General features: G+C 61.9%; 13 protein-coding genes. 11 read left to right on the top strand and 2 right to left on the bottom strand.

Annotation, left to right across the window (positions count from 1 at the left end; genetic code table 11):
- The first annotated feature begins 2 nt into the window (after window positions 1-2).
- The 10 genes from CO670_RS12460 (at window position 3) to serA (ending at window position 13,553) form a co-directional block, all read left to right on the top strand.
- Entirely contained in the window at window positions 3-1,139 is a 1,137-nt protein-coding gene (locus tag CO670_RS12460) for a hypothetical protein (RefSeq protein ID WP_097590523.1), read from the top strand.
- A 21-nt stretch (window positions 1,140-1,160) separates the two neighbouring features.
- Window positions 1,161-2,471: a Tol-Pal system beta propeller repeat protein TolB gene (gene tolB, locus CO670_RS12455; RefSeq protein WP_097590591.1), complete on the top strand. Its 1,311-nt coding sequence runs from the start codon at window positions 1,161-1,163 to the stop codon at window positions 2,469-2,471.
- A gap of 151 nt (window positions 2,472-2,622) precedes the next feature.
- Window positions 2,623-3,159 carry a peptidoglycan-associated lipoprotein Pal gene (gene pal / locus CO670_RS12450; RefSeq protein WP_088677978.1) on the top strand — a complete coding sequence of 179 codons (537 nt, stop codon included), beginning with the start codon at window positions 2,623-2,625 and terminating at the stop codon, window positions 3,157-3,159.
- A gap of 159 nt (window positions 3,160-3,318) precedes the next feature.
- A complete protein-coding gene (ybgF, locus tag CO670_RS12445) occupies window positions 3,319-4,308 on the top strand; it encodes a tol-pal system protein YbgF (protein ID WP_097590522.1) in 990 nt (329 codons plus the stop codon).
- 11 nt (window positions 4,309-4,319) lie between these two features.
- Entirely contained in the window at window positions 4,320-5,783 is a 1,464-nt protein-coding gene (tilS, locus tag CO670_RS12440; protein ID WP_097590521.1) for a tRNA lysidine(34) synthetase TilS, read from the top strand.
- 97 nt (window positions 5,784-5,880) lie between these two features.
- The gene (gene ftsH / locus CO670_RS12435; RefSeq protein ID WP_097590520.1) at window positions 5,881-7,812 is read left to right on the top strand and encodes an ATP-dependent zinc metalloprotease FtsH; all 1,932 of its coding nucleotides are present in this window, start codon (window positions 5,881-5,883) and stop codon (window positions 7,810-7,812) included.
- A gap of 242 nt (window positions 7,813-8,054) precedes the next feature.
- Window positions 8,055-9,407: a phosphoglucosamine mutase gene (gene glmM, locus CO670_RS12430; RefSeq protein WP_088678054.1), complete on the top strand. Its 1,353-nt coding sequence runs from the start codon at window positions 8,055-8,057 to the stop codon at window positions 9,405-9,407.
- Between the two features lie 268 nt (window positions 9,408-9,675).
- Entirely contained in the window at window positions 9,676-10,512 is an 837-nt protein-coding gene (locus CO670_RS12425) for an outer membrane protein (RefSeq protein ID WP_097590519.1), read from the top strand.
- 183 nt (window positions 10,513-10,695) lie between these two features.
- Entirely contained in the window at window positions 10,696-11,874 is a 1,179-nt protein-coding gene (locus CO670_RS12415; RefSeq protein ID WP_097590517.1) for a phosphoserine transaminase, read from the top strand.
- A gap of 83 nt (window positions 11,875-11,957) precedes the next feature.
- Complete coding sequence (serA, locus tag CO670_RS12410) at window positions 11,958-13,553, top strand: phosphoglycerate dehydrogenase (protein WP_097590516.1); 1,596 nt, start codon at window positions 11,958-11,960, stop codon at window positions 13,551-13,553.
- A 78-nt stretch (window positions 13,554-13,631) separates the two neighbouring features.
- Here serA and CO670_RS12405 read toward each other — a convergent pair whose 3' ends face one another.
- Window positions 13,632-13,898, bottom strand: a complete 267-nt coding sequence (locus CO670_RS12405) for a hypothetical protein (RefSeq protein WP_088677985.1) — start codon at window positions 13,896-13,898, stop codon at window positions 13,632-13,634.
- Between the two features lie 146 nt (window positions 13,899-14,044).
- Window positions 14,045-15,001, bottom strand: coding sequence for a DMT family transporter (locus tag CO670_RS12400; protein WP_097590515.1), 957 nt, complete (start codon window positions 14,999-15,001; stop codon window positions 14,045-14,047).
- Between the two features lie 263 nt (window positions 15,002-15,264).
- Here CO670_RS12400 and mnmA point away from each other — a divergent pair, with 263 nt between their 5' ends.
- A complete protein-coding gene (gene mnmA, locus CO670_RS12395) occupies window positions 15,265-16,464 on the top strand; it encodes a tRNA 2-thiouridine(34) synthase MnmA (RefSeq protein WP_097590514.1) in 1,200 nt (399 codons plus the stop codon).
- Window positions 16,465-16,496: the final 32 nt, after the last annotated feature.

Raw genomic sequence — 16,496 nt, 5'->3', positions numbered from 1 at the left:
AAATGAAGGCCAGCGTCGTCACATCTGCTGTTCTGCATTGCCTGGTGCTTACCTGGGCGATGGTGTCGCTCGGCGCCCCGGAATCCTTCAAGGTGGAGGATTTCGAGGCGATGCCGGTCGACCTGGTGCCGGTGGAATCCATTACCCAGATGCAGCAGGGCGACAAGAAGGCTCCGAAGAAGGAGACCTCCGCGCCTGTGCCGACGACACGCCCGCCGATCGCGCAGCCGGCCGAGAACGCCGGCGACAACAATGTCGACCTGAAGACACCGCCGGTTCCGAACGCAAAGCCCAGCAATACGGAAGCTGCGGCAGCGAATTCGAGTGACAAGCCGCAGCCGAAGACCGATCCTGTCCCGAACGATGTCAAGGACATCGTCAAGGAGGAAACGGAAGTCGAGCAGCCGAAGGAAGTCGCCTCCATTCCGCCGCCTAAGCCTGTTGAGGTGACGCCACCGAAGCCGGAGGAAAAGCCGCCGGAAGAACAGGCCAAGCCAGAGGAACCGCCGAAGCCGGAAGCCGAGGCGTTGCCGGACAACGTGCCGACGCCTGTCGCCAAGCCGCAAGTGAAGCCGCCGGAGCCACAGAAGCCCGCCGAAAAGCCACCGGAAAAGGCTGCAGATGAGCCGAAGGCTGCTGAAAAACCGACGGACAAGAAAAAGGCGGACAAGAAGCAGGAAGTGGCGAAATCCGCTTCGTCGATGAAAAGCGATTTCAATGCCGATGAGATTTCGGCGATACTGAACAAGACCGATCCTTCTGCCGGCGGCGCCAAGCGCTCGACGCAGGAGGCATCGCTGGGTGCCAAGAAGAGCAATGGTGGTTCCAAGCTGTCCATGAGCGAGATGGACGCGCTGAAGAGCGCCATCGCCGGCAACTGGACGGTCATCCCCGGCATGGAAGGCATGGGCGACGTTCGCATCAGGGTCCATATGAATCTCGACCAGGACGGCAATATTGTCGGCGAGCCGGAGGTCGAGGCAGTCGGTGGCGACAACGAATCCACCCGCCGGGCCCTCGCCGGCGGCGCTTATCGCGCCATCATGAAATCGGCACCTTTCTCCTCCCTTCCAAAAGACAAATACGATGCCTGGAGCGAAGTCGTCGTCAACTTCGACCCGAGCGATCTGGGAATTTAAATGCTGAAAGGCTTTTACTCCATGAACAAGTGTTCCTTCTTCCGCGCGATTGCGGTCGCTGCCGGTCTCATGACTATTGCTGCGTTCGCGACACCGGCGAATGCGCTGGTCGAGATCAACATCAACAAGGGTAACGTCCAGCCATTGCCGATTGCTGTGACGGATTTCCTTCAGGGCAACATGGGCGCGCAGGTCTCGCAGGTGATCGCTGCCGATCTGCAGCGCTCCGGTCTGTTTGCACCGATCAATAAGACGGCCTTTATCGAGAAGATCTCCAATCCGGACGCGGCACCGCGCTTCGAAGACTGGAAGGTCATCAATGCTCAGGCATTGGTCACTGGCCGCGTCACGCAAGAAGCCGATGGCCGCCTTCGCGCCGAATTCCGTCTTTGGGATACGTTCGCCGGGCAGCAGATGACCGGTCAGCAGTTCTATACGCAGCCGGAGAACTGGCGCCGCGTAGCTCATATCATCGCCGACGCGATCTATAAGCAGATCACCGGCGAGGAAGGTTATTTCGATACCCGCGTCGTTTTCGTCTCCGAATCCGGCACCAAGCAGCAGCGCAAGCGGCAGCTCGCGATCATGGATCAGGACGGCTTCAACGTGCGCATGCTGACTGATGGCAGCGATCTCGTGCTGACGCCGCGCTTCTCGCCGAGCCGGCAGGAAGTAACCTACATGTCCTTCGCCAACCAGCAGCCGCGCGTCTATCTGCTGCAGCTCGAAACCGGGCAGCGCGAGGTCGTCGGCAACTTCCCGGGCATGACGTTCTCGCCGCGCTTTTCGCCGGATGGTCAGAAGGTGATCATGAGCCTGCAGCAGGAAGGCAATTCCAATATCTATACGATGGACCTGCGCTCGCGCACGACGACGCGTCTGACCTCGACGGCTGCGATCGATACCTCGCCCTCCTATTCGCCGGATGGCGCGCGCGTCAGCTTCGAGAGCGACCGTGGCGGCAAGCCGCAGATCTACGTGATGAACGCAGACGGCTCGGGCCAGACCCGTATTTCCTTCGGTGACGGCTCCTATTCGACGCCGGTCTGGTCGCCGCGCGGCGATCTCATCGCCTTCACCAAGCAGGCCGGGGGCAAGTTCTCGATCGGCGTGATGAAGCCGGACGGTTCGGGCGAACGCATCCTGACAACGGGCTTCCACAATGAGGGCCCGACCTGGGCGCCGAACGGCCGTGTGCTGATGTTCTTCCGCCAGGCGGCGGGTTCGGGCGGTCCGCAGCTCTATTCGATCGACCTGACCGGCTATAATGAACAACTCGTGAAGACGCCGACCTACGGTTCCGACCCGGCCTGGTCGCCGCTCCTGGAGTAAGAGGCGCGGCAATGCCTTTTTGTCGCCCTAGAATCATGGAAACCGGGCGACTACGGGACAAATCAGTAAATTGTTAACCATAATCTTTGAGGGGCGGTTAACCGAGTGCGGTTACTGTCCGGAAACCCTGAAATCGCAAGGAGACCCGGCCATGAGCCGAATTCACACCCCGGCAATGAGCCGCATGCAGAATTTCGCCCGCAACCCCGTCATGATCGCGCTTCTCGCCGGTCTCGCGCTTGCAAGCTGCGCCAACAAGAAGAATGGCGGCATGCCGAACAGTGCCGGCGATATGGGTCTCGGCGCCGGTGCAGCCACGCCGGGCTCGGCCCAGGACTTCACGGTCAATGTCGGCGACCGCATCTTCTTCGACACCGACTCCTCGTCGATCCGCGCCGATGCCTCGCAGACGCTCGACCGTCAGGCGCAGTGGCTCGGCCGTTACCCGAACTACCAGATCACCGTCGAAGGCCATGCCGACGAACGCGGCACGCGCGAATACAACCTCGCGCTCGGCGCTCGTCGTGCCGCAGCCGCCAAGGATTACCTCGCTTCGCGCGGCGTTCCGGCGCAGCGCATGAAGACGATCTCCTACGGCAAGGAACGTCCGGTTGCTGTCTGCGACGATATTTCCTGCTGGTCGCAGAACCGTCGCGCGGTTACCGTGCTCGGCGGCGCAGGCATGTAATCTTCGGATATAATTCGTTTTCGGAAAGGCGGTCCCGTCAGGGGCCGCCTTTTCTTTTTGACCACACTTTGGCCAGACTCCGTTGCTTTTTGACTGCAATTGGAAAAATCTCCTGTTCGCGCCTAAAGCGCGAAGAATCACTGGGACAGGACGATACATATGAAGAAACTTGTCGTGGCAGGCATGCTGTGCCTCGCGGCTATGACCGGGAGCGAGCGGGCAGCCTATTCGGCCTCGTTCTTCGGGCTGCATCTTGGCGGCCGGTCCGCGGAAAACCAGGCGGCGCCGCCTGTCGTCAAGGTGCAGAGCGGCGATGCCGAGGTTCGCGTGCAGCAGCTCGAAGAGCAGTTGCGGCAGCTGAATGGCCGGATCGAGGAGATGAGCTTCCAGCTGCTGCAGATGCAGGAGACGATCCGCAAGCAGCAGGAAGACAATGAATTCCGCTTCCAGCAGCTCGAAAAGACGGGTTCCGGCGGCGGTGGCGCCAAGGCTCCCGTCAAGAAGAGCGAGACCGATGCGGCTCCGGCAGCTTCCGGCGGGGATGATGTCGCCAGGGTGATCCAAGCACCGCAGGGAGCCGAAACGGCTCCCTCCACCGATGTTCCTGAGAATACCGGCCTCGGTCAGCCGCCGAAGCAGCTCGGCTCGATCGAGTTCGATCAGAACGGCAATCCGATTGGCGGAAGCGTCGACGAGAATGCGACGATCGGCTCCGGCCCGATTCCCGATGCCAATGGCGGAACGCCGCAGCAGACCGCCTCGCTCGGCAGCGAGGCCGACCAGTACAAGGCCGCCTATGGCCATGTCCTGTCAGGCGATTACGGCACCGCCGAGCAGGAATTCAACCAGTATATCGCCCGTTACCCGAGCAGCGCGCGCGCGGCGGACGCCAATTTCTGGCTCGGCGAAGCGCTTTACTCGCAGGGCAAGTATAATGAGGCGGCCAAGACCTTCCTCAACGCGCATCAGAAATACGGCAGCTCGGAAAAGGCGCCGGAGATGCTGCTGAAACTCGGCATGTCGCTTGCCGCCCTCGATAATAAGGAAACGGCCTGCGCGACGCTGCGCGAGGTCTCGAAGCGCTATCCGAAAGCCTCACGCGCCGTCATAGGTAAGGTTGCGAGCGAACAGAAGCGTCTCGCCTGCTAAGGCCTTCCGCCATGTCCGCGGAGGGCACCTCATCGCCTCGGCTGGCGATCCGCCAGTTTCTCCACTCGCTCCAAAGCCCCGCGCGCATTCTCGTCGCGATTTCGGGCGGCAGCGATTCCACCGGCCTGCTTCTCCTCCTCGATGAAGCCGTGAAGGCCGAGCCTGACCTCAAAATTTCGCTTTGCGCCGCGACCGTCGATCATGCGTTGCGCGCCGGCTCCGCGGAGGAGGCCCGAGAGGTTGCTGCCCTTTGCGCATCGCTCGGCATCTCCCACACCATTGCGATCTGGCAGGGCGAAAAGCCGAAAGCCGGTATCATGGCCGCGGCCCGCGAGGCCCGCTACGGCCTTCTCGCAGAAGCAGCCGATGCTTTCGACGCCGATTTGATCGTCACCGGCCATACACTCGACGACCAGCGCGAAACCTTGCGGATGCGTGGTATGCGGACGGAGCAGATTTCATCAGGCATTGCCGATGCGGTGCTCTTTGACCGTCGCTTCTGGATTTTCCGGCCGCTTCTCTTTTCCACCCGGGCAGATATCCGCGCCTTTCTCAAAGAGCAGGGTGTGGCGTGGATCGACGATCCCAGCAACGAGGATGCGAAATATGAGCGCGTGCGCGTGCGCCGGCAGCTGGCTGCCGATCCTGCGACGGAGACGGATATTCGTGCGGCCTGGGCAGAGCGGCTGGCTTTGTCGTCTCAGGCAGCCGAATGGCTGGATCGCCACTTCAGGCTTCATGGCGGGCTGCTTGGCCAGGTATCGGTCGATGGTTTGCGGCAGGATCGCGCAGTTCTGGACTATGCGCTCGGCCGTCTGACGGCCGTCTTCGGTGGGCAGCCCTTCGTGCCGGGCAGGGCGCAGATGGAGCGCCTTCTCTCATTTGCCACCGGCGGGGAACCGGGGCGGATGACCGTCGGCCGGGTGGCTTTCGATCTGAGGCGTGACGGGCTTTATTTCACGCGTGAGAGTCGGGGGATATTGCCGCTGGTGTTGCGACCGGGAGAGGCGGGGGTGTGGGATGGAAGGTTTCTTGTGTGCAATGGATCGGCAGTCAACGCTAGAATAGAAGCATCAGCCGGCTCCTCCTCCCTCATTCCTGTGCTTGTCACAGGAATCCAGCCACCGCGCGTCGGCGCGGTGAATGACTCTACAAAACAGGACGAGTCTTCCGCGCCCAATGACTTGGGCGCGCTGGATTCCTGTGACGAGCACAGGAATGAGGGAGGAGAGGGCACGGGCCTGCCCAAGGCGGCATGGAAACGTGCGGTCGCCTCAGCACCGGTTTTTTTTGTCGATGGACACCCTCTATCTCCGGAAACCGCCCGATCAATCCATCTCACGCCCTATTTCGCGCCCTTCGACCGCTTTTTGACACGATTTGATTTCATCTTTGCAGACAGGCTTTCGGCGGTTTTCGCGATGGTTCCCTATGCAGGGCTGCCTTTAAGAAGTATTGACGGAAAAACCATCTGACCTGGGGGATCGCCTTGGCAACGGCCTGGCGCAACCCTATGTTAGAAACGAATAAGACTGTCGCCATGAGGCGGCCGTTCCAGTGCTGGGGAGTTCGATGAACCCTAACTTACGTAATTTTGCCTTGTGGGCGATCATAGCGCTTCTGCTGATCGCTCTTTTCAGTATGTTTCAAACGGCGCCGGCACAGACGGGCTCCCGCGAAATCCCTTATTCGCAGTTTCTGCGTGAGGTCGATGCGGGCCGCGTGAAGGAAGTCGTGGTCACGGGCAACCGTGTTTCCGGAAGCTATGTTGAAAATGGCACCACCTTCCAGACCTATTCGCCTGTCATCGACGACAGCCTGCTCGATCGCCTGCAGCAGAAGAATGTCCTGGTTTCCGCACGCCCTGAAACGGACGGTTCTTCGGGTTTTTTGAGCTATCTCGGCACGCTGCTGCCGATGCTTCTGATTCTCGGCGTCTGGCTGTTCTTCATGCGGCAGATGCAAGGCGGCTCGCGCGGGGCGATGGGCTTCGGAAAATCCAAGGCCAAGCTTCTGACCGAAGCGCATGGCCGCGTGACCTTTGAAGACGTCGCCGGCGTCGACGAGGCCAAGCAGGATCTCGAGGAGATCGTCGAATTCCTGCGCGACCCGCAGAAGTTCCAGCGCCTCGGCGGCAAGATCCCGCGCGGCGTGCTGCTCGTCGGCCCTCCGGGCACCGGCAAGACGCTGCTCGCCCGTTCGGTCGCCGGCGAAGCCAACGTGCCGTTCTTCACGATCTCGGGTTCCGACTTCGTCGAAATGTTCGTCGGCGTCGGCGCAAGCCGCGTGCGCGACATGTTCGAGCAGGCGAAGAAGAATGCGCCCTGCATCATCTTCATCGACGAAATCGATGCCGTCGGCCGCCATCGCGGCGCCGGTCTCGGCGGCGGCAACGACGAACGCGAGCAGACGCTGAACCAGTTGCTGGTCGAAATGGACGGCTTCGAGGCGAATGAAGGTGTGATCCTGATCGCTGCCACCAACCGCCCCGACGTTCTCGATCCGGCCCTGCTGCGTCCCGGCCGTTTCGACCGTCAGGTCGTGGTGCCGAACCCGGATATCGTCGGCCGCGAGCGTATTCTGAAGGTGCATGCCCGCAACGTTCCGCTGGCCCCGAATGTCGATCTCAAGGTTCTCGCCCGCGGCACGCCCGGTTTCTCCGGCGCCGACCTGATGAACCTTGTCAACGAAGCCGCCCTGATGGCCGCCCGCCGCAACAAGCGCGTCGTCACCATGCAGGAATTCGAGGACGCCAAGGACAAGATCATGATGGGCGCGGAGCGCCGTTCCTCGGCGATGACCGAGGCGGAAAAGAAGCTCACCGCCTATCACGAAGCCGGTCACGCCATTACCGCGCTCAACGTCGCCGTCGCCGATCCGCTGCACAAGGCGACGATCATTCCGCGCGGCCGTGCACTCGGCATGGTCATGCAGCTTCCCGAGGGCGATCGCTACTCGATGAGCTACAAGTGGATGGTGTCGCGCCTCTGCATCATGATGGGCGGCCGCGTTGCCGAAGAACTGACCTTCGGCAAGGAAAACATCACTTCGGGCGCATCCTCGGATATCGAGCAGGCCACCAAGCTTGCCCGCGCCATGGTCACGCAGTGGGGCTTCTCCGATCAGCTTGGTCAGGTCGCTTACGGCGAGAACCAGCAGGAAGTCTTCCTCGGTCACTCGGTTTCGCAGTCGAAGAACGTTTCGGAAGCCACCGCGCAGAAGATCGACAACGAAGTGCGCCGCCTGATCGACGAAGCCTATACGCAGGCCCGCACGATCCTCACGGAAAAGCACGACGAATTCGTCGCTCTGGCCGAAGGCCTGCTCGAATACGAAACGCTGACCGGTGATGAGATCAAGGCGCTGATCCGCGGCGAGAAGCCTTCGCGCGATCTCGGTGACGACTCCCCGCCGAGCCGCGGCTCGGCCGTTCCGAAGGCCGGCGCGCGGCCTGCCACCAAGGGCGACGAGCCTGAAGGCGGCCTCGAACCGCAGCCGCATTGAGCGGCGGCACTTCTCCAGACAAGGCCGGATTTCCCACGAGGGAAAGCCGGCCTTTTCCATTGGTAACGGGATATAATCAATTTTCTCGGTAATTTACGTGCCGATGCCCATGTTTTGTGGCATCCCGATGAATTGAGGCAGGTCTGATTCACGGGTCCCGGACTGACGACAGACCCTTGAAGCCAGATTCGCTTGGAACGTTGCGCAGCCTTGAATGGCGCGCGGAAAGCGCAGGAGTGCAGATGAAAAGACGCTATTTCGGGACCGACGGCATTCGCGGCCAATCCAATGTCTTCCCGATGACGCCGGATCTCGCGATGCGGGTCGGTATCGCCGCCGGCACGATCTTCCGCCGCGGCAACCATCGCCATCGCGTCGTCATCGGCAAGGATACGCGTCTTTCCGGCTATATGCTCGAAAATGCCATGGTCGCGGGTTTTACCGCTGCCGGCCTCGATGCCTTCATTCTCGGCCCGATCCCGACGCCTGCCGTCGCCATGCTGACGCGCTCCCTGCGCTGCGATATCGGCGTGATGATCTCCGCTTCGCACAATCCTTACGAGGACAACGGCATCAAGCTTTTTGGCCCGGATGGCTACAAGCTTTCCGACGACATCGAAGCAGAGATCGAGGATCTGCTCGAAAAGGACCTGAACGCGCAGCTCGCCAAATCCGACGATATCGGCCGCGCCAAGCGCGTCGACGGCGTGCATGACCGTTATATCGAACATGCCAAGCGCACCTTGCCGCGCGACGTGACCCTGCAGGGCCTGCGGATCGCCATCGACTGCGCCAATGGCGCTGCCTATAAGGTGGCGCCGGCCGTGCTCTGGGAGCTCGGCGCCGATGTCGTGACCATCGGCAACGAGCCGAACGGTACGAATATCAATCTCAATTGCGGCTCGACCAGCCCGGTTGCGCTGCAGAAGAAGGTCGACGAAGTGCGCGCCGATATCGGCATCGCTCTCGACGGCGATGCGGACCGCGTCATCATCATCGACGAGAACGGCTCGATCGTCGACGGCGACCAGCTGATGGCCGTCATCGCCGAGAGCTGGGCCGAGAACCAGCAGCTGCGCGGCAACGGCATCGTCGCCACTGTCATGTCCAATCTCGGCCTCGAGCGCTTCCTCGACGAGCGTGGCATGGCCCTTGCCCGCACGAAGGTCGGCGACCGCTATGTCGTCGAGCATATGCGCCAGCACAACTACAATGTCGGCGGCGAGCAGTCCGGCCATATCGTGCTCTCGGATTACGGCACGACAGGCGACGGCCTGGTTGCCGCGCTGCAGATCCTTGCCGCCGTCAAACGCACCGGCCGGACGGTCAGCGAGGTCTGCCGCCGCTTCGAACCGGTGCCGCAACTGCTGCGCAACGTCCGCATCAGCGGCGGCAAGCCGCTGGAGGATATCCAGGTGCAGAAGGCGATCGCCGATGCCGAAGCCGAACTCGCCAAGAACGGCCGCCTCGTCATCCGCCCCTCCGGCACAGAGCCGCTGATCCGCGTCATGGCCGAGGGCGACGACCGCGCCCAGATCGAGCGCATCGTCAACGAACTGATCGGAACGATCTCGAACGTCCGGACGGCGGCTTAATTCTTCGAATATAGATTACGCGAAGAGCCGGTGCGCATGCGCCGGCTTTTTTGTTAAATCCATATGCCAGCCAAATCGCATCGTCAGATCGCAGTTTCAAAGACTTTTACCGCGGCAATCCAAGTTTCCTCTACCGGAAGCTTCAAGATCTTCAGTAAATAATCGTGGTTAAGCAGCTTTTAACGTTTCCAATTCATTATCCATGCGAAGCGTATCAGATTGGCAGCGACTGAGCCTGCCGGCGCAACGGGATTTTGGAGTGAGATCCATGAAGAGAAGCTTGTCCGGCGTCCTCGCCGCATTATTGATCGCGACAAACGCCTATTCCGCGGACTTGGCTCCTGCCGAGCCCATCCCGGAGCAGCCGCCAGAGGTGACGGTCACCGAGGCCACCGGCTGGTATCTGCGCGGCGATGTCGGCTATGCCTTCACCGATCTGCGCGGTGCGCGCTATTTCCAGGGCAGCAACGCCACGGAAGTCGATTTCGACGACGCGGATCTCGATGACGCATGGACCATCGGTGGCGGTGTCGGTTATCAGATCAACAGCTATCTGCGCACCGATCTGACCTTCGATTATCTGACGGAAGCTGATTTCCGCGGCTCGACGGTCGGCCAGTGCGGCTTCCCGCTGGTGGATTGCACCTCGACTGACCGCTCTTCGCTCACCGCCTATACGCTGCTTGCCAACGCCTATGTCGATCTCGGCACCTACGGCTACGTCACGCCTTATGTCGGCGCCGGTATCGGCGGTTCCTACGTGAAGTGGAAGAACCTGCGCAACGTCGCCTGCGCCGATGACGGCAGCTTCTGCGACGACGAGGTTACTCACGGCGGCAAGGGCAACTGGCGCTTCACCTACGCCCTCATGGCCGGCGCCTCGGTCGACGTGACCTGCAACTTCAAGGCCGATGTCGGCTACCGCTACCTGCATATCGATGGCGGCAACATGTTCGGTTATGCCGAAAATGGCGGTCCAGGCCGCGACAAGGGCCTCAGCGCCCATGAAGTCCGCGTCGGTGGCCGCTACCTCTTCGGCGGATGCGCCCAGGCGAGCTACGAACCGCCGCCGGAAATCCCGCTGCAGCAGCCGGTCTATAAATAGGCCGCTCTTCATCCTCAGAAGGCCGCCCGACCCGGGCGGCTTTTTTGTTGCGTCAAGCGCGCCTGCGTCAAAATATCTTCCCTCTGCGACACTTCGGTCTTGACTACGACGCCGCCGATCCATAGACACGGCGGCGGGACACCCTTCCCCAACGAAGGGCTTTCTATCTGAGAGGATAGCATCATGGCGAAGACCGCAAAGCCGGACATCCGTCCGAACAATACCCATTTTTCTTCTGGCCCCTGCTCGAAGCGCCCCGGTTGGTCGCTCGAAGCGCTTTCCGACGCGGCTCTCGGCCGTTCGCACCGCGCGAAGGTCGGCAAGGCCAAGCTGAAGCAGGCCATCGACCTTACCCGTGAAATTCTCGAAGTGCCGGCGGATTACCGCATCGGCATCGTTCCGGCCTCCGACACCGGCGCCGTCGAAATGGCGCTCTGGTCGCTGCTCGGCGAACGCGGCGTCGACATGCTCGCCTGGGAAAGCTTCGGCGCCGGCTGGGTCACCGATGTCGTCAAGCAGCTGAAGCTCAAGGATGTGCGCAGGCTCGAAGCCGGTTACGGCGAGCTTCCCGATCTCTCGGCCGTCGATTTCGACCGCGACGTCGTCTTCACCTGGAACGGCACGACTTCGGGCGTGCGCGTGCGGAACGGCGATTTCATTCCCGCCGACCGCAAGGGCCTGACGATCTGCGACGCCACCTCGGCGGCTTTCGCCCAGGAACTCGATTTCGCCAAGCTCGATGTCGTCACCTTCTCCTGGCAGAAGGTTCTGGGCGGCGAGGGCGCGCATGGCGTCATCATTCTTTCGCCGCGCGCCGTCGAGCGCCTCACCACGTATACGCCGGCCTGGCCGCTGCCGAAGATCTTCCGCATGACCTCGGGCGGCAAGCTAACGGAAGGCATCTTCCAGGGAGAGACGATCAACACGCCGTCCATGCTCTGCGTCGAGGACTATATCGATGCGCTGCTCTGGGCCAAGGAGCTCGGCGGCCTGAAGGCGCTGATCGCGCGTGCCGATGCCAATGCCAAGGTCATCCACGATTTCGTCGCGGCAAACGACTGGATCGCCAATCTCGCCGTCAAGGCGGAAACGGCCTCCAACACCTCCGTCTGCCTGAAGATCGTCGACAAGGACATCGCGGCTCTTGACGACGATGGCCAGGCGAATTTCGCCAAGGGTCTGGTCGGCCTCCTGGAAAAGGAAGGTGTCGCCTATGACATCGGCCACTATCGCGACGCGCCGTCCGGCCTGCGCATCTGGGCCGGCGCTACGATCGAGGCGTCCGACATGCAGAAGCTGATGCCCTGGCTTTCCTGGGCCTTCGAGACGCAGAAGGCGCAGCTCTCTCAGGCGGCTGCCTGACGTGATCGCATCCGGCTCCGCCACAGGGCGGAGCCCAGTATCCCGATTTCATCCATCGCTGAACATTTTTGAAGGAGTCCCTCATGGCACCTCGCGTTCTCGTATCCGACGAATTGTCGGAAACCGCCGTCGAGATCTTCCGCGACCGCGGCGTCGAAGTCGATTTCGAACCGCAGCTCGGCAAGGACAAGGACCGTCTGCTCGAAGTCATCGGCAAGTATGATGGCCTGGCCATCCGTTCCGCCACCAAGGTGACGGAAAAGATCATCGAAGGGGCGAAGAACCTCAAGGTCGTCGGCCGCGCCGGCATCGGTGTCGACAATGTCGATATTCCCGCCGCCTCGCGCCGCGGCATCATCGTCATGAACACGCCTTTCGGCAACTCGATCACGACGGCCGAACACGCGATCGCGCTGATGTTCGCCGTCGCCCGCCAGCTTCCGGCAGCCGATACCTCGACGCAGGCCGGCAAGTGGGAAAAGTCGAAGTTCATGGGTGTCGAGATCACCGGCAAGACGCTCGGCGTCATCGGCGCCGGCAATATCGGCTCGATCGTCTGCGCCCGCGCCATCGGCCTCAAGATGCATGTCGTCGCCTATGACCCGTTCCTCTCCAAGGAGCGCGCCGAGGAGATGGGCGTCACCAAGGTCGAGCTGGACGAGCTTTTCGCCCGCGCCGATTTCATCACGCTGCACGTGCCGATGACCGACAAGACGCGCGGCATCCTCAACAAGGAAGCCCTGGCGAAGACCAAGCCGGGCGTGCGCATCATCAACTGCGCCCGCGGCGGCCTGGTCGATGAAGCGGCGCTTGCCGAAGCCATCAAGTCGGGTCACGTTGCCGGTGCCGCCTTCGATGTGTTCGAGGTCGAGCCCGCCAAGGAAAGCCCGCTCTTCGGCCTGCCGAATGTCGTCTGCACACCGCATCTCGGCGCTTCGACGACCGAGGCGCAGGAGAACGTCGCCCTGCAGGTGGCCGAGCAGATGTCGGACTACCTCGTCAAGGGCGCGGTCTCCAACGCCATCAACATGCCGTCGATCACCGCGGAAGAAGCGCCGATCCTGAAGCCCTTCATCCGTCTTGCCGACGTTCTCGGCGCCTTCGTCGGTCAGGTCACCGAAGAGCCGATCAAGGAGATCGAGATTCTCTATGACGGCGTGACCGCCAACATGAACACGCGGGCGCTGACGAGCGCGGTTCTCGCTGGCCTCATCCGCCCGCAGGTCGCCGACGTCAACATGGTTTCGGCGCCGATCATGATCAAGGAAAAGGGCATCGTGCTCTCCGAGGTGAAGCGCGATAAAACGGGCGTCTTCGACGGCTATATCAAGCTGACGGTGACGACCGAAAGCATGACGCGCTCGGTCGCCGGCACGGTGTTCTCGGACGGCAAGCCGCGCTTCATCCAGATCAAGGGCATCAACCTCGATGCCGATGTCGGTTCGCATATGATCTACATCACCAATACCGACGTCCCTGGAATGATCGGCTTCATCGGCACCACGCTCGGTGGCGCCAACGTCAACATCGCCAACTTCCAGCTCGGCCGCGACAAGCAGGGCGGCGACGCCATCGCGCTGCTCTATGTCGATGGCGAGGTGGAGGACACCGTGCTCGCACAGCTGACGGCCCACCAGGCGATCCGCCAGGCAAAGCTGCTAACCTTCAACATCGACTGAGTTTCTTCCTCCCAAGGAAATATGGAAAACCCGGCGCTGGAAACGGCGCCGGGTTTTCTGCGTCAGGAATGCGTAATTTCAGTGAGGCAAACGCTTGCGGCGGACCATCTTGCCGAAACGGGCTCTGTCGTCCTCGGCCTTGGTGCGATGAAGGAACGCGCGCCTGCTGCCATCGAGCCCTCGGAAGAATTCGTCCCAGGAAATATCTTCCTGCGTTTCCGAGGAAAAATCGACACGGACGGTTTCGCTGTCGGTCGCGTTCTTGATACGGGCGGGATGGCCGCCACGCTCTTCGATCCAGTGTCTGATCCTGTCGTAATCCGTCGTCGTGCCGAACCTGCCCATGAAACCCTCCTCAGCAATTCGATTGCGACATGAGCCTGCAACGCGCGACATGGGGAATCGTTCCACGGAAAGAGTATTATTTTAGTAGGTTCGGATTAATCCCAAATTGGGACGCTGGTGGCCGGCTGATTGCCGGATTGCGCGTCCTACCGCCCAGGCGCCGGCGCATCGCCTTCGGCCGGCGTCGTGGCCAGCGGCGATTGCGCGTCGCCGGAGGCGACGGCTGCGGGCAGAGGCACGTGGCGCTTGCGCTCGCGGATCAGCGTCAGCAGGCCGGAGCAGATGATGAGCACGATGCCGAAGGCCATCGGCAGGTCGACGTGATCGTTGAAGAAGAGATAGCCGAAGGCGATCGCCCAGATCATCTGGCTGTATTGCGGGGTTGCGACCAGAGTCGCCGGGGCGAGGCGCGCGGCTGTCATCAGCATCACGTTGCCGGCGGCACCCAGCAATCCGTAACCTGTGAGAAAGACCCATTGCTGCGGCGTAGGCACGACGATCTCCGAGAGCATCAGAACGCCGCTGACGATGAGCGTGCCGAGGAGGGAAGCGCCATAGAGCGACAGCCGTTTCTCGGCCGGGCCGAGCGCGCGCAGGATGACGATGGCGACGCCGGCGGCGACGGCGCCGATGGTTGCGGCCAGATGCCCGACGGACAATTCGCGGAAGCCGGGCCGCAGAACGACCAGCACACCGAGGAAGCCGACGATGACGGCCGCCCAGCGTTGCCAGCGCACATCCTCCTTGAGAAAAATCACCGAAAGGATGGTGACGACGGAGGGCAACAGGAACAGCAGACAGAAGGCCTCGGCCATCGGCAGCTTGGTGAAGGCGATGATGGAGGCGATCGAGCCGGCTGCGCCGGCGGCAAAGCGCGCCATCCACAGCGGCCGGTTGGTCGTCGCGAAGATGTCGAGCCATGAATCGCCCGGCCCCTTGATGAAGGGAAGGGCGGACATGCTGAGCACCGCGCCGATGAAGGCGACCTGGAAGGCAGGAATCGTGCCGTGCAAGGCTTTGATGGATGCATCGCTGAAAGCAAAGACGGCATAGCCGGCGAATGCGACAAGGACGCCGCGAAGCGTGGTTGAGGCGGCTGTCATATATCCGAATCTTCTAAGGTGCGTCATTTTCCTCTACGCCATGAAACGCGGGCGGGCAAAGGTCGATTGCGAATAGCTGCAATGCGCATGCGCATATGGCCGCCGCAAAGCCGGCCGAAAAGCCGGTACTTGCGCGCGGGCGCAATAGTTTCTATATCCGTCGCCCATGAAAGCTGGCGGCCGATCCCGCCGGAAATGCAGGAAATCCGCCACATTCCGAAGTCAGAACGGCGGATCGAAACAGCGCAGAATTGGCACCATCGTTGAACACACTGGATTTTGACAAGAAGCCGGAAGAGACCCGTGTCGTCGTTGCCATGTCGGGCGGCGTCGATTCCTCTGTCGTGGCCGGCCTTCTCAAACAGCAGGGTTACGATGTGCTCGGCATCACGCTGCAGCTTTACGACCATGGGGCGGCCGTTCACCGCGCCGGATCCTGCTGCGCCGGCCAGGATATCGACGATGCGCGCCGCGTCTGCGAAACGCTCGGCATCCCGCACTATGTGCTCGATTACGAAAAGCGCTTTCGCGAGACGGTGATCAATCCCTTCGCCGAAAGCTATGTGGCCGGCGAAACACCGATCCCCTGCGTTTCCTGCAACCAGACGGTCAAATTCGCGGATCTCTTGGCGACTGCCAAGGAACTCGGCGCCGATGCGCTGGCGACCGGCCATTATATCCGCTCGCGGCCGAAACCTTCGCCTGATAATCCCGGCCGCCGCGCGCTGTTCCGGCCGGCCGATGCCGACCGCGACCAAAGCTATTTCCTCTTCGCTACGACCCAGGAGCAGATCGATTATCTGCGCTTTCCCTTGGGCGGCCTGCCGAAGGCCGAAACCCGCCGGCTCGCCGAAGAGATGGGTCTCGTCGTCGCCAAGAAGGCCGACAGCCAGGACATCTGCTTCGTACCGCAGGGCAAATATTCCGACATCATCACCAAGCTGAAGCCGAATGCGGCGCTTGCCGGCGAGATCGTCCATCTCGACGGCCGCATCCTGGGAACGCATGAAGGCATCCTGCACTTCACCATCGGCCAGCGCCGCGGCATCGGCATCGCCACCGGCGAGCCGCTCTACGTCGTCTATCTCGATGCCCGCTCGCGCCGCGTCATCGTCGGACCGAAGGAGGCGCTGGAGACGCATCGCGTCTATCTGCGCGACGTCAACTGGCTGGGCGACGAAACGCTTGCGGAAGCGGCGTCCGGCGAAGGCTTCGCCTGCTACGCCAAGGTCCGCTCGACCAGGGCGCCGGCGCCCGCCGTGCTGCACATCGATGCCACCGGCACCTATGTCGACCTCACGGTCGGCGAGGCCGGTATCGCGCCCGGCCAGGCCTGTGCGCTCTATTCCGCACCCGGCGACGACGCCCGCGTGTTCGGCGGCGGTTTCATCGAACGCTCCGAGCGCGAACCCTCGGCCGAGGCTTCGCTCAAGGCGCTGCTCGCCAGTCCTGTTGCCGCCTGAAACCGATAGGAGAGGGCGTGCAGCAAAGCCTG

Origin of the sequence: Rhizobium sp. J15 (assembly GCF_002531825.1) — a bacterium.
Classification (GTDB): domain Bacteria; phylum Pseudomonadota; class Alphaproteobacteria; order Rhizobiales; family Rhizobiaceae; genus Rhizobium.
This window is presented reverse-complemented; position numbering and strand designations above follow the sequence as displayed.

Coding starts and splice junctions, on each gene's coding strand:
- CO670_RS12460 (WP_097590523.1), top strand. CDS start 3: ATGAAGGCCAGCGTCGTCACATCTGCTGTTCTGCATTGCCTGGTGCTT.
- tolB (WP_097590591.1), top strand. CDS start 1,161: ATGAACAAGTGTTCCTTCTTCCGCGCGATTGCGGTCGCTGCCGGTCTC.
- pal (WP_088677978.1), top strand. CDS start 2,623: ATGAGCCGAATTCACACCCCGGCAATGAGCCGCATGCAGAATTTCGCC.
- ybgF (WP_097590522.1), top strand. CDS start 3,319: ATGAAGAAACTTGTCGTGGCAGGCATGCTGTGCCTCGCGGCTATGACC.
- tilS (WP_097590521.1), top strand. CDS start 4,320: ATGTCCGCGGAGGGCACCTCATCGCCTCGGCTGGCGATCCGCCAGTTT.
- ftsH (WP_097590520.1), top strand. CDS start 5,881: ATGAACCCTAACTTACGTAATTTTGCCTTGTGGGCGATCATAGCGCTT.
- glmM (WP_088678054.1), top strand. CDS start 8,055: ATGAAAAGACGCTATTTCGGGACCGACGGCATTCGCGGCCAATCCAAT.
- CO670_RS12425 (WP_097590519.1), top strand. CDS start 9,676: ATGAAGAGAAGCTTGTCCGGCGTCCTCGCCGCATTATTGATCGCGACA.
- CO670_RS12415 (WP_097590517.1), top strand. CDS start 10,696: ATGGCGAAGACCGCAAAGCCGGACATCCGTCCGAACAATACCCATTTT.
- serA (WP_097590516.1), top strand. CDS start 11,958: ATGGCACCTCGCGTTCTCGTATCCGACGAATTGTCGGAAACCGCCGTC.
- CO670_RS12405 (WP_088677985.1), bottom strand. CDS start 13,898: ATGGGCAGGTTCGGCACGACGACGGATTACGACAGGATCAGACACTGG.
- CO670_RS12400 (WP_097590515.1), bottom strand. CDS start 15,001: ATGACAGCCGCCTCAACCACGCTTCGCGGCGTCCTTGTCGCATTCGCC.